The following is a 14,424-nucleotide window of genomic DNA, read 5'->3' on the forward strand; positions in this document are numbered from 1 at the left end:
CTTGTGGCTTTGAACCCCCTCGAAGCATTATTTCCTCTAAGTTGAGCAATTACCTGTTTTAAATGAGTTGTACGGACAAATGTTGGTCAACTCGACCGAACGATCGCTTCTAAAAACAAGTTCTTAATGGAACCTAAGAAAACTCTCAATTGTACTGTCTGCAACTGCCACAAATCAGCATAGATGGGATTCTTAAGTACTCCGCCAGATAATTGCATTCCATTCTATAAATGCAATATTGTTAAATTTATGGATGAGAATTGGAACTTCCGTAAATCAAACCTCTGGGAAGCGATCGCTAGGAGAATGGAAGCAACAACTTATTTCAAAGTAGGTGGCTGCGATCGGTGACTATTTTTTCTGGAAACTTAACGTCTTAAAATCTAAAGCCCCGAGTCTAGAGATCTTGATGTGATTGCTCAAGTACTTGGAAATTATTGGATAGCTTGACTTTTGTGACGCGATCTCCGAGGGATGGGCAGCGAGTAATTCGACGCGATCGTTAACTTTGATCGAACTATGTCTTAAAATGCAAGTTGCAAGCTACGCACATAAAAAGTATGGAGAATTAAATTTTGGGCATAGATCTGCGTAGTTATGTTTATTTGGACTATCTACAACGTCAACACGCCGCCTATCTTGGCACAGTGGCAATGGGCTTTTTGCCCCTGCCGGGCGATACTTCCCTTTGGATTGAGATTTCCCCAGGGATTGAAATTAACCGCATTACGGACGTGGCGCTAAAGTCCACATCGGTACGTCCTGGGGTGCAAATCGTCGAACGGTTATATGGTTTATTAGAAATTCACTCTAGTAGCCAAGGTGAGACCCAAGCCGCTGGTCAGGCGATTTTACAAATGCTGGGTGTGACGGCAGATATGCGGCTAAAACCCCGCGTTCTATCAAGTCAGATTATTCGCAACATTGACGCACACCAAACACAGTTGATCAACCGCTTTCGACGGGGACAAATGTTATTGGCAGGGCAAACCCTTTACATTTTAGAAGTAGAACCTGCTGCCTATGCCGCACTTGCTGCCAACGAAGCCGAGAAAGCCGCTCATATCAATATTCTAGAAGTGCAAGCCGTGGGAAGTTTTGGGCGTTTGTACCTAGGTGGCGAGGAGCAAGACATCATGGCTGGATATGCGGCGGCAATTCAAGCGATCGAAAATGTTTCAGGAAGAGAAAACCCTGGGATTGCGATCGCAGGACGAAAAGAATAATTCCCATTCTGGTAAAGGTTAATGCTTCACCCTACGTCAAAAGCCACGCATTGCGTGGCTTTTGAATGTTTTCTCGGTTATGGCTGTAGCCGGACTGAACTAAAACTTGGCTACCAAAAGCAGCGCTGCGATCGCTAGGCAGATAATTCCACCAACCAAAGACCAAAATGCTGGATGGCTCGAATGCTTTTTACCACTGTCTGTCGTAATCAGTTCTAAATCCATCCATGGGGCAACCCCACGACGGAACCAGCCCTTGGTTGTGGTCTGCGTTCCAATTAGATCTTTGACTTTATTCATGCCTGCCAAAAAGTTGCCAATGGGGCCCCAACGAGAGGCATACAACAGATAAATCATGCCTGTTTGGTCTTGCAGTTTCATATCAGAGCCAAATACATACCCTGCATCACCTCGCCCTATGACCTTGCCCTTAAGCGTCACAGGTTTTCCCCGCAATGGACTGGCATAGGGATCGGACATCAGCGTCATAATGTCTGATGTCGGAGCATTTTTAGAGCTGGGGAACATGACTGTACGCTTGACCAAAAGGGCAATGCCCAAACATAGGAGCGGAATTGCCACGAAGGCTTTGCCTGCATTCATGCCACCATGGGCAAGAATTGCACCCACAATCAAGCCCACGACAATCGCCAAAAATTCAGCACAATAGAAGAGGAGATCCGTAAAGAAACTGCCATACAGACGTTGCTTACTGAGTTGATTGCCTTCGGCGATTACCCGCCCCATATCAAACTCCATATCGAGTCCTAACTGCTCGGCATAGTTACTTAAAGCTCTCACCCGCTTACCCGTCAAAGGATGGGTCGAACTTAGTTCCAGCCACCATCCCCAAGGGTTGAACAAATCCCATAAAAACACGCGGCCTACTTTTTCAGGTTGCGAAGAAATGCGGTATGAAGAGCCAGTAGATACGGCAGCTTTGGCATCATAAATCCCCAATGCTCTTGTGCCTTGGATCAAGCGACTTGGTTCTTTGGCTTTCTCGCTTTCTTCGAGGATGCCATAGGCAATTTTGACCAAAGCCCGTGATAAAGCGTTAGGGTTACCCGTTGTTTCCGCCGCAAAATGATCGGCAAAGTATTCCCGCGTGCGAGACAAGTACAACAACAGATAGGTACCAACCAGATAAAACACATAGGCAGTCATCGCCACAACTGCAGCAGCAGACTCAGCTTTATCATCAAGCTTTCTACCAACTTCCCGAACGCCAATGTAAATCAAGTACATGATTTGAATCAACGTCGAAGCCATCGTCATGACTGCAAAATCCCAGTGGACGATATGACCTAGCTCGTGGGCATAAACCGTTGCAACTTCATCATCATCTAGGTAGGTGAATAATCCCGCACTAACCACAAGTCGGGCACTATCGGGTAAGGCTCCATAGGTAAAAGCTGTGGGGTTCTGATCGTCAATGATCCCAATGCGAGGTTGCTTAATTTTTTTCAAACTGCAAACGCGTCGAATCACATGGGCTGACTCTGGGCTACGTCTTTCCAGCTCCTCAATCGATACCCATTTGGTGTGATAGAGCCAGTTTTGCACCAAATCCATGATCCAAGGGGACACGAAAAAAGCGATCGCGTTAAAGGCGATCGTAATTACTAGAGCTATCCCCAGTCCTAAGGCAGGATTGCCACTTTTAACGATCAGCAAGAGTGCAGAACATAACGCCAGCACCATGCCAAAGAGCAAAGCGATCGTCACACCAGAGGCAAGAGCAAGATTTCCTGCGACTTTGGCGATCGCTAAAACGCCCCCTGCTTGTTGTGCGCGTCCTGCCTTATGCGGAAATTCTGATGGTTGTGTTGACATAAAAGTTATGGAAGCGAAGGTTAACTTTTGAATATGGACAACTAGCGGCGTTGCATAATTAGCTCGGTCTTACTACTATATAACTCCCTAAAAAATGCCTTGAAGTCCATTTTACTACTCGAAAATAATCGGCATAGATAATGCCAACAAAGCTTCAACATTTAGGTCACAATCTTGAGAGCTGAGCAATTTGTATGACACCTAACGCGGTTTGGACAATGGAAGGAAATATTTTATTTCCGACTCCAGTTTTTAGCTTTAAGTTACAGGATTATCAAGCGCTGAACCAGCAACTTTTAGAGACAATCTATCAACTCAAAGAAACCGAAAAAGGAGCAATGCGAACCTCTGCACCCTTGGGTTGGCAGAGCGAGACAAATTTATTCTCTTTACCGCAGCTACAGGGCTTCAAGCAACTCATCGATGCCGCTGTGTTAGAAACCGCTAAAGCCATTGGGTACGGTGAGGTAAAAATGCAAGCCGATCGCTGCTGGGCGAACGTCAACCCGCAATATGCGGGCAATGTCGTTCACGATCATGCCAACTGTCTGTTTAGCGGTGTTTACTACGTGCAAACGCCGCCCAACTCAGGCAACCTCACGTTTCACGATCCGCGCAATGCCAGAGTGTTTATGCAGCCCAGAGTCTCAAGCTACACGCCTTACATTGCCGATGCGATCGATATCGAAGTTCAACAAGGCGTAATTGTTATCTTTCCAAGTTGGCTTAAGCATGGGGTTGCACCCAATCTCAGCGACAGCGATCGCGTCAGCCTCAGCTTTAACTACATTTTTGTTCGTCCTTTATGAGCTGATTTCAGAAAAACTAGAAACGCCTTTGGGCGAGAGGAGAATCATCTGTTATTTCTGGAAATTGATTAGGGACGAGATTATTATTAGAGTCCTGAGTGAACTGGAATGTGGGGAAGGTAGGTGAAGGTGTGACTGGAGATGTAATATCTGAGGCTGGGATACTGATATTAAAGTTGCTAAAGTCACCTACAACCGTAAATGGAACTTCAGGAACATCCGCAACAGTGTAGATGCTGAAAATCGGATTTGTAACTCTAGCATTAGCTTGAAATGTGACAAGGCGATTATTGATATTGGCTGTACGTCCATCATTAAGCGCAATGGTGCCATTCGCGACAACGCTAATATCTGCAGGGCTAGCAATAGGAATGAAAGATCCGCACTGGCATGGGACGGACGCAGGAAATGTAAAGGTAAGATTGGCAGTTCCTAGGGGGGTGATGACACTATTGAAGGTAATCACTGGAAATGCGGCTTGGTTCTCAGGAATATTGAGCGTGAACGTTCCATTGGTGATTGGAATTACAACTTGTGGCGATGGCAATGCACTAAAAGCTGATTGCGGTACATTGAGCGAACCACTTTGAAACTTTGCTGTAATGTCAGTGACTGTGAAACTAGGTAACTCTTCAGGGAGAACAGGTTCTACCCCTTGAGTCACTCTGGCAAGTGCTTGCAAAAATGCTTGGTTGTTAACAAGTGTCGCATTTCTACCGTCATTGAGCGAAATACTGCCATTGATGTTATTGATATTTACACCAATTGGGGTATCAGTTAAATCAATCGTAATTCCAGGTTGCCAAACAGGAAGACTAGGAGTGCCAGTTACCGCAATTGTCCCAACTGGGGTAACAAAGGTTGGCGTAGTAACATAGGAGGCATTGAAGCCCTCAGTAGTATCATACCGAACGACAAATCCACCACCAGTGACTGGAACTGCTATGGTCTGGGCTTCAGCAGATGGCATTTGCATTACAGCCGCACCCGCAGCCGCTGCAACGGTCGAAATTTTGAGCATTAATGAATTAGACATCATTCCCTCTGTTAGAACGTAAAAGTAGTCCGTAAAGTGCCAACCGTGATCGTGTCACTACTACTGGTATGCACAGGGTTAAGCAAGAACAAGATCCCTGGGGTGATACTGATGTGATTAGAAACGCGAAAACGGTAAAAAAGCTCGACGTGGGTTGTACTAGCGGGTTGCGATCCAAAAACGCCACCTGTACCTGAGATTGCGCTGGGCAGATTTAAAGCGGGTATACCATTTAAGCTAATCGTGCTACTGGTAATTTTGGGTGGTTGCCCCACGTAAATTCCTGCTAAATCTCCTTGAGAAAACAGGTCAGGCATATTCAAATATACCATCCAGTTTGTGGTCTCAACTGTACCCGATAAGCCTGCTCCTAGTACATTGGTGGTCGTGTAGCCACCCCAAGTCCCAAGTGTGAGGTGACGACTAGCCCGCCACCCAAGATTCGCTCCAAACGCATTGGTAGATAGGCGAGAGCCCAGCGAACCAATAATGTTGTCACCCACGCCAGTGCCCAAGAGTGCGTTGGTAGAGTAGGCGTTGAGATAATAGAGCGTGACATCAAGGCGATCGACAGGAATCATCGCCAACTGTACGCCGATTGTAGAGGACCCATTAAATAAGCCGCCACTTTCTGTAGGATTTGCAGCACTGTTAAAGCCGTTCCCTGCCGAATAGACTGCCTGTAAGCTGACGCGATCGCTGATTTGCCAGTCAATGCCAAGCCCTGCCTGTGTACTACCAAGCCCAAGGATTGGGTTACGTTGGGCAAAAGCCGAAATTGCACCTTGCCCAGCACTTTCATAGCGATTTGGCCCTCGAAATACGGCGATCGGATTGACGCCCTGCGCGCCGACAATTACAGCAAGTTTATCGCCCACAAGGAAGCGATAAGACAGATCGCTCAACAGGATTCTATTACTGGTATCCGATTCGTAGCCTAAGCGGGTAAAGGTATCGTTGAGAAAGTACGGAGCATTGCTAAACCCTGCACCCGTATTGAGGTTTCCAGACTGCAAGCCTGTGATTAAATAACTGCGATCGCTAAACTGAGTCAGAAGCGTCAGTTGTAAATTGTAGCCATAGGTTAGAGCCGCAGCAGGATCGCGCGTCTCTTTAACCCCATCACGAGGATTTAAATCTGCCGTGTTGCCAAAGCGTCCCTGTAAGCCAAAAATGGCTTGCCCGAATAGTTTAGTCGTGGTGGAAAACTGTTGGGATTCAAGTTTCGCTGTCTTTGCTTCTAAGGCATCGACTCGTCCCCTGAGGGCTGCTAGCTCAGCAGCAAATTCTTCTTGCAGTTTTTGGAGGGCGGCGAGATCTTCCTTGCTGACTTTGTCTGCTAGTCCCGCCGAAATGATTTCGTTGATTTTATCTAAACAAGCATTCACCCCTGCGGCAAATTCATAACGAGACATGGCACGCTGACCGCGATAGGTGCGATCGGGGTAGCCTGCAATGCAGCCATACCGCTCAACTAGGGATTGCAAGGCTGTAAATGCCCAATCGGTTGGACGCACATCTGAGAACTGCGAGACCGAGGTGACATTCTGGGCTGTAGGCTGGGTTTTGTTTTGAGGGATATTGGTCGTTGGGTTGCTGCGATCGCGATAGTTAGAACGATTCAACTTTTGTTCATCGATCTCATCGAGCAGTTTCTGTGTTTCCGTTGGAGCTGCGATCGCTGAAGGAAGTGAGGATTTTATAACTGGATTTCCTGAAACTTCGTCGATCTCTACAGGGTTCTGAATAGGTGTTTGGGGCGATCGATCTGCGATCGTTAACGTAGGACTTGTTTTGAGATGAGGTTGAGGAGCTGTTTGTGAAATCAATCTAGAAGTAGTTGAAGGTGAGGCGATCGGTTCAGCCATGACTGCGCCGACACAAACCGTTGGTAGACCCAATAAAACTAGGTATAAAAAATTTTTCATAAATGCTCCTCACAGAAAGCAAACGGATTTTATGCCGTTTTCATACGGGCATCACAATATACCGCTTGTTGACGGTGAGCAAGCCTTATTTAGTCATTCAGGTTTTTACAGGTCGATTTACATCCAGACATTTACATCAATAATCTGGTGAATCTACGAGTTTATCTAAACCAGCGCAAGGATAACGAACTAACTACTACACTCACAGAGCTAAATGCCATTGCCAGTCCAGCAATCATGGGATTTAAAGAAATTCCCAAGCTGGGATATAGTACGCCTGCGGCGATCGGGATACTGAGCGTGTTGTAGGCAAATGCCCAGAATAGATTTTGACGAATTTTGCTAAATGTGGCACGACTGAGTTGAATCGCTACGACGACATCTTGAATTCCTTGATGCCGATCTTGGTTTGTTCCCTGTCGCATTAGCACGATATCAGCGGTTTCCATGGCTACATCTGTACCCGAACTCAGGGCGATCCCCACCGTGGCATTGGCGAGGGCAGGGGCATCATTGACGCCATCCCCCACCATAGCTATCCGCTGTCCTTGTTGCTGGAGTTGTTGAATCACTGCCGCTTTGCCATCGGGTTTCACCTCGGCGATCGCTTGGGATGGGTCAATGCCCAGTTGAGCCGCGATCGCTTGTGCTGTTTCCCTGCGATCTCCCGTCAGCATCCACACCTGTAAGCCCATATTCTGTAAGGTTTTTACCACTTCGGGTGCTTCAGGCTTAATTCGATCTTGAATGGCGATCATACCCGCAAAGGCAATGGGGGAATTCGATCCTGCTTGAACTGCCACGAATACGGGAGTTTTACCTGCTTGGGCAAAGCGATCGCCCAGTTCCAGAGCCATCTGTGGAATTTTGACGTTATGTTCGGTCAGCCAAGTTTGATTGCCGACATAGATTGTTTGTCCGTCGCTATTTTGCTCAGCGCGATCTTGCTTGAGAATCGCCTTAACCCCACTGCCCGTAAACGATTCTGAGGTTTGGGCTGGGAGTGTGTTTAACCCAAGGCTTTGGGCTTTTGCCAGAATTGCCGTTCCTAAAATGTGATTTGCGCCCGCTTCGGCACTGGCGGCAAGTTGGAGGAGTTGGCGATCGGCAGTCTCGTCTGCGAATGCACCCGTCCATCCGATCGCTAGTTCTTGAAACGGAAACTCTAGATCGGCGATCGCATCGGTTACTTCAGGTTTGCCCGTTGTGAGCGTACCTGTTTTATCAAACACCACGGCAGTGAGGCTATGTACCTTTTCTAGGCTAGCGCCACCCTTAATCAAAATGCCCCTTTCTGCGCCCATGCCCGTACCCACCATAATTGCGGTGGGCGTTGCAAGCCCCAAAGCACAGGGACAGGCTACCACCAAAACTGCGATCGCCAATTTAAGGCTAAAAATCAAGTCGCTATGCCAAATTCCCCACCAAAACAGGAAGGTCAGGGTCGCGATCGCCATTACCCCATAGGCAAAATATCCCGCAACCTTGTCCGCCAGTTGTTGAATCGGCGCTTTGCTAGCTTGAGCGGCCTCGACCAAGGCGACAATGCGGGCAAATGTCGTTTTTTCGCCCGTTTGCATCACCTCTACGGTGATTGCCCCCGTTAAATTGAGCGTTGCACCTGTGACCCTTGTGCCCACCTGCTTAGCGACAGGCAGAGACTCACCTGTCAGCATCGACTCGTCTACGCTAGAAACCCCTGCAATTACTACGCCATCCACAGGGACTTTTTCGCCCGGCAGCACCACAATCCGATCGCCTACCTGCAAATCTTCCACAGCGGTGGGCAGTTGCACGTTCCCCACCAGTAACCTCGCCGTTGGTGGCTGTAAATTCATTAAGGTGCGAATGGCGTCAGAAGCACGTCCCTTGGCTCGGGTCAGTAGCGACTGCCCCAGCAACACAAACCCCAACATCATCACGGGTTCTTCAAAAAAGCAGTGCCAGCCTAACTCAGGCTTAAACAGTGCCACCACACTGGCGATATAGGCAGAAATCGTCCCTAGACTCACCAAAGAGTTCATATTGGGCGATCGGTACCAAAGACACTTTGCCCCATCCCACCAGATCTCTCGCCCCAAGGTTAATAACGCCAAGGTTGCGATCGCCCAGTGAGCGTACATATTGCTGAGAATGGGCAGATGTAAAATTCCCATGGGACCTAAATGCCCCACCAATGCCAGACCGATCAAAGCGATCGGCGGAACCATGTCCCACTTTGCCAGATTTCGCTGAAAATTTAGCAGGATATTAGAAACCCGTGACTGCGAGGCTTCTACAGATGCCGCTAGAGATGCCTGTTGGGGCGTTGGTTTGGCTGCTTGGGGTTGCGCTGCAAACCCTGCTGATGCGATCGCTTTGACCAAATGCTCTACGAGTTCGGTGCGATCGATCTCACTTTCATAGACAACCGTTGCTCTCTCTGTGAGTAGGTTGACGCTCGCCGCACGCACACCCTCACAATCTGAGAGACGTTTTTCTACCACGGCGACACAACCTGCACATTTCATGCCCTGTACAGAGAGGGTTACTGAATTTGGGGCTGAGATGGTTTGAGTAACTGTCACAACTTTTGCACTCTATAAATCTTTGACTTTCATGAGGCTTTTGCTTTCATCATGGCATGGCTAACGAAAGTCTTCTCCTAAATCTGATTGAATGAGCGAGTTTAGGCTTACTTTCTACAAAGACTTCTATGGTGTTTGCGCGATCGGGTAGCCATACTAGTGAAATAATGGTAAATAGTATAAATTCTTGGTTTACTCCTGATAGCGTTGATGCATAGACAACTGCTAAACTTAGGCAAACTGAACTACATACGACTTATGTCAGTATAGTATCAACCCAGCAATTGAATATTCTCTTGAGACGTAAGACACAATGGCTCAAAATTAACTTAACCTTAATTTACCCATGTCCATTTCTGACAGCCAATTTTCAATCCATTTCTGGGGTGTAAGAGGAAGTATCGCAACTCCTGGAGTTAGCACGGTGCGCTATGGCGGTAATACGCCCTGTGTTGAGATGCGATGTCACGGTAAACGACTTATTTTTGACGGGGGAACGGGTTTAAGAGTATTAGGGCAACATTTGCTTAAGGAAATGCCCATTGATGCTCATTTGTTCTTTACGCATAGCCATTGGGATCACATACAAGGATTTCCCTTTTTTACCCCAGCTTTTATTAAGGGCAATACGTTTCATATCTATGGCAAGGTTGCACCCAACGGGCAAACCATGCAAGACCGTTTAGAAGAGCAGATGCTACATCCTAACTTCCCCGTGCCTCTCAGAATTATGGGTGCAGCCATGCATTTCCGTGATGTAGAAGTGCCTAGCAAAATCGATCTCGGCAATGGGGTAACGGTGGAGCCGGGCATGTTAAATCACCCAGGCGAAGCAACGGGTTATCGCGTGAGTTGGGGCAATGAGTCCGCTGTCTATGCGACCGATACAGAGCACTTTGCCGATCGCATTGATGAAAGCCTCGTTCACCTAGCGCGGGATGCTGATGTTTTGATTATTGATGCTACCTACAGCGACGAACAATATTGGTCGAAAACCTCTCCTAAGGTAGGTTGGGGGCATTCAACATGGCAAGAAGCTGTCAAATTAGCGGAAGCCGCAAACGTCAAAACCCTCGTGATTTTCCATCACGATCCCGTGCATAGCGATGATTATTTGGATGAGATCGGTCGTCAAGTGCAAGAAAAGTTTCCTAGTGCCGTGATGGCAAGAGAAGGTATGGCGATCTCAATTCCTACCCATAGCTCGATCGCAATTACCTAGGAATTTTGAATTCGGGTTAAGGACTTCGGAGCAAAGTAAGCCAACTTGTTAGAACCGAAAATTAGGGTTTCCAATAGATTCCAAATAAGCCATAGTCAAAAAAAGGTGCCATGGAAGCAATGCCTGTGATGTCTATATTGGCAAATAGGAAGGTGAGGACAACCCCACTATAGGCGTAGTAACTCTTGATGGAACGATCCGCGATCGCCGCTAGAGCGATCGTAAAAATTGGATAGGTATAGAAAGTCAGCCTTGGTAGTGTGCCTGTTGGACTCCAGCGATCTGCTTCAGGAGCCACGATAGCCACTGAGAGGAAGACGAGGGCTATGATGGCGATGGAAATGGTCAGGGGTAAGCGGCTATTCAGATCTTGCTTAGATCGATAACGGTTCCATAAATCCATCAAGTAAATGACTGCTGCTAAAGCACCAACAATCATGCCCCCATAGATTACTGCTTCTGCACCTCGCCAAATAAACTTGAGAAGCCAACCAATATCTAAACGAGCAAATTTTGTCAGCCATGCATGGATGCTCAGGGTAATAAAATCTATATTTTCTTGCCATCCAATGGTTCCTAAAACTAGTTTTAAAAATATCTCTGTCCAAATAATTGCAATCAAAATTTGTATGGTCAGAGTTACGATCGCTACTACCTTTTTTCTAAATATAAAGAGGGTCAATAAACAAGCGATGGTGAGGTGATAAATGTCATAAATTAGAGAGCCTGTGAGAATTAGCATGCTCATAAGCATTATCTTTGCAAGATTGTTGCTCTCGATAATTTCTAGTGTTGCCCATATCATGATTGCAGAAATAGCATAGGACGCTACGTACATACCTGACTGCCCAATAAAGCTTATAAAACCCCAACTGGAAGCACAGGATAGAATTGCGATCGCTGCACCTCGTTCGCTGAGCTTAAAGGTTAGGCAAGTTTTATACAATGCCGAACAGGCAAACAACCAAAACAATAAATTTAGCGAGAAACTGGCAATCCAACGATGTCCATCAAATCCAATTAAAGAGCTTAAATAACCAAAAAAGAATCTTCTGAGTGTTTTTGAATAACTAGCATCAAAATTGGGCTCCACAAAAATTCTTTCTAAGGCAGTAAAGTGATTGAGATCGCAGTTGACCATGAATTCTGGATGCTCGTGGGGGCAGGCAAATGGATAATTTACGGCAATGCCTGGGACATAGGTGTAGGGTGAGTTTGAGGAAATATGAGCCAGCGAGTTATATACAATCAATACACTTGTGAGAATGATTAAAGCTAGTTTTTGTCTAACCTTAAAGTAACTCACTAATTTGAACAGAATTAAGCCAATTACCGCAAAATAAATAACCCAGTTAAAAGGTTCTAAATTGCGTGAAATGGTTGCTGGAAATCTTAAGGTTAGGATGAATACAAGTAAGAAAATCTGCCAAAAATATTTTGTAAAGGGTTGGGTATTGAATTCAACTTTGATGAAGAAATACCAGATTGCTAAAACTAAGAAAGTGGGAATTAAATTTAATAGACCGACTTTTAAGGAAGTAAAGAGCGTCATCCAAACTGCTTGCAGGAGGGTAAACCCTAAAATGATTCCTAGGTCTTGGCTCAATTGTTGAATTGAGTGGGAACCTTGGAAATCATGGTTGAATTGCTCAAACCAAGTTTTTAAATTTTTAATAACCCCATCGATAAAGCGATGACCTTGGATATGCGTTCCGTTATAACGGAATTTTTGATTGAGGCTATCTTTTAAAAAATTGACTTCAGGGAAGAAAAATTCACGGCTCGGACTATTTGGGGGTGACTCTTCAGTGAAATCATCTGTGAAAATTGCATGGCAAGCAGCACACTCGTAAATTTTCTTGCCCTGTCTTTTTTTCTCGTATTTGACTTGCCCATGATTGACAAATTTTGTGTGACCACACAAAGGACATTCCATAATTTGTTTTAGCCGTTGTTTTGAAGTTCTTAGATTTACTTCCAATAGAGACCGATCGCACCGTAATCAAAAATTTGTGACATCGATGCTAAACCAGTCAAATCTAAATTAGAAATATAAAATGTGCCCACCGCAATAGCATAGGTATATTGTTTGAGCAACCAATTGGCGATCGCGGCGATGGCAATAATATTGACTGGATAAACAAAGGCTGCCAACCTCGGTTGCATACCCGTTCCGCTCCAAATATGTGCTTGCGGGGTGGTGAAAATTGTGGCTAAGAGCATCACAGTCGTCAGAGAAAGGCAGATCGAAAGCAATAATCGATGGGAACGATCGGGTTGTTTTAATTGCTTTCTAATTAAATAAACTACAAAAATTAGGGTTGCGATCGCGCCAACGATATAGCTTCCATAGATGTAAGATTGCATCCCTTTGGCAATAAAGTAAAAACCTTTGTACCAGTCAAATTTCCAGAAAATATCTAGCCAAGTTTGCAAGCTATAGGTCAGATTTTTGATGCCACTACTTTGACTTTCAACATTGCCGAGTGTACCCAAAAACTTCGCAAGAGATACTTCCTTCCACAGGATAACTAGGCAGATTTGCGTTGCCGCGATCGCGATCGCTAAGAACCTCTGGCGATAAACGATCAGCAGGATTGCGCTGACTAGGGTTAACGGATAGATCTCATAAGCAAGTCCACCAGAAATAATGATTAAAGCAAGAAGTGTAATTAGCGCGTTTTTTTGTCCTAGCGCCGTTTCGGAGTCAAGTACTTGACTTGCCGTTAGATTCTTTTCGATACTGCTCTCTTCGGGAGCAATGGCTTCGGGCTGGTTGATATGGATAATTTCTACGGTTGCCCAGATCGCGATCGCCGCAAAAGCATAGGCGGTGAGTTGGGGGGATGGTTGTCCGACAAAGCTGACAAACTCCCAGCCAGACGCACAGCAAAGCATAGCGGTTAAGGCAATTCGGCGATCAAGTCCTGTCAAAATGCAGGTTCTAAATAGGGCTGCACAGGCACCAAACCAAAGGAATAGATTGAGGCTGAAACTCGCAAACCAGCGATGTCCTTCTACGCCAACCAGAGAACTGACATAGCCGTAAAAAAATCTGCTCATGAAGACCGAGAAACTAGCATCGTAGTTCGGTTCCGTAAATATCCGTTCTGGTGAGATAAAGTGGCGCATATCGCAACTTACTGCCAAGTTGGGCATTTCATAGGGACATTCCCATGATTGGTTGTTTTCAACGCCAGGCGTGAAGTTGGAAGCGACGTGATGAATGGTACGAAAGGAATAGGTAAATGGAGAGTTGAGGGAAAGATGCCCGATCGCGTTAAAGCCAACGATCGCGATCGCCGCGATCGCAAAAACCAGTGATTGCTTAGCTTTAAAGTAATCAAAAATTTTCCGTAAGACCAATCCTGTCATGGCAAGATAGATCGTCCAATCGATCGGTTCTAAGAACTTCGTGAGGGTAATGGGAAGTCTTAGGGTCAGCACAAATCCCAAGCCAAAACATAACCAAAAGTATTTTGGATTGGCTACCACTTTGACGCAAAAATACCAAATTGCCAGAAATAAGGCTGTGGGGAGTAAATTTACCAATCCCACTTTCACTGAGGTAAACTGGCACATCCAGAGGCATTGTGCCAGTGTGGCTCCCAAGATTATGCCAATATCAAAAAGGAATCTAATCTTTGGGCTTTGAGTTAGCCCGATTCCACCGATCGATGCATTTGCATCAGACTTTGCTGTTGGATTGATTGGAGCCATTTCTAGTTAAAGACCTTCTTGCTTGGGTTTAAAATCTCGATCGCTCTACTTCTCCATCACGCTCGGCTCATCTTACTCGC

Annotated in this window: 9 protein-coding genes; 3 read left to right on the top strand and 6 right to left on the bottom strand. The window is 46.0% G+C overall.

What is annotated here, in order from left to right; genetic code table 11:
* Positions 1 to 575 precede the first annotated feature (575 nt).
* The gene (locus V2H45_RS08595) at positions 576 to 1,226 is read left to right on the top strand and encodes a hypothetical protein (protein ID WP_330483222.1); all 651 of its coding nucleotides are present in this window, start codon (positions 576 to 578) and stop codon (positions 1,224 to 1,226) included.
* A gap of 99 nt (positions 1,227 to 1,325) precedes the next feature.
* On the opposite strand, the gene V2H45_RS08600 is transcribed toward V2H45_RS08595, so the two are convergent.
* Positions 1,326 to 3,062: a zinc metalloprotease HtpX gene (locus V2H45_RS08600; protein ID WP_330483223.1), complete on the bottom strand. Its 1,737-nt coding sequence runs from the start codon at positions 3,060 to 3,062 to the stop codon at positions 1,326 to 1,328.
* A 194-nt stretch (positions 3,063 to 3,256) separates the two neighbouring features.
* On the opposite strand from V2H45_RS08600, the gene V2H45_RS08605 reads away from it, so the two are divergent.
* Positions 3,257 to 3,871 carry a TIGR02466 family protein gene (locus V2H45_RS08605; RefSeq protein ID WP_330483224.1) on the top strand — a complete coding sequence of 205 codons (615 nt, stop codon included), beginning with the start codon at positions 3,257 to 3,259 and terminating at the stop codon, positions 3,869 to 3,871.
* A gap of 16 nt (positions 3,872 to 3,887) precedes the next feature.
* On the opposite strand, the gene V2H45_RS08610 is transcribed toward V2H45_RS08605, so the two are convergent.
* From V2H45_RS08610 to V2H45_RS08620, 3 genes are all read right to left on the bottom strand, one after another.
* Positions 3,888 to 4,907 (bottom strand): hypothetical protein, encoded by a 1,020-nt coding sequence (locus V2H45_RS08610; RefSeq protein ID WP_330483225.1) that lies wholly within the window; start codon positions 4,905 to 4,907, stop codon positions 3,888 to 3,890.
* Between the two features lie 11 nt (positions 4,908 to 4,918).
* The gene (locus V2H45_RS08615) at positions 4,919 to 6,835 is read right to left on the bottom strand and encodes an iron uptake porin (protein WP_330483226.1); all 1,917 of its coding nucleotides are present in this window, start codon (positions 6,833 to 6,835) and stop codon (positions 4,919 to 4,921) included.
* Positions 6,836 to 6,996: 161 nt separating this feature from the next.
* Complete coding sequence (locus V2H45_RS08620; RefSeq protein WP_330483227.1) at positions 6,997 to 9,402, bottom strand: heavy metal translocating P-type ATPase; 2,406 nt, start codon at positions 9,400 to 9,402, stop codon at positions 6,997 to 6,999.
* A gap of 346 nt (positions 9,403 to 9,748) precedes the next feature.
* Here V2H45_RS08620 and V2H45_RS08625 point away from each other — a divergent pair, with 346 nt between their 5' ends.
* Positions 9,749 to 10,624, top strand: coding sequence for an MBL fold metallo-hydrolase (locus V2H45_RS08625; RefSeq protein ID WP_330483228.1), 876 nt, complete (start codon positions 9,749 to 9,751; stop codon positions 10,622 to 10,624).
* 61 nt (positions 10,625 to 10,685) lie between these two features.
* On the opposite strand, the gene V2H45_RS08630 is transcribed toward V2H45_RS08625, so the two are convergent.
* Both V2H45_RS08630 and V2H45_RS08635 read right to left on the bottom strand, forming a co-directional pair.
* Positions 10,686 to 12,560 (bottom strand): hypothetical protein, encoded by a 1,875-nt coding sequence (locus tag V2H45_RS08630; RefSeq protein ID WP_330483229.1) that lies wholly within the window; start codon positions 12,558 to 12,560, stop codon positions 10,686 to 10,688.
* Between the two features lie 35 nt (positions 12,561 to 12,595).
* A complete protein-coding gene (locus tag V2H45_RS08635) occupies positions 12,596 to 14,344 on the bottom strand; it encodes a hypothetical protein (RefSeq protein ID WP_330483230.1) in 1,749 nt (582 codons plus the stop codon).
* Positions 14,345 to 14,424 lie beyond the last annotated feature (80 nt).

This window comes from Tumidithrix elongata BACA0141, assembly GCF_036349135.1.
In the GTDB taxonomy this organism is placed as follows: domain Bacteria; phylum Cyanobacteriota; class Cyanobacteriia; order Pseudanabaenales; family Pseudanabaenaceae; genus Tumidithrix; species Tumidithrix elongata.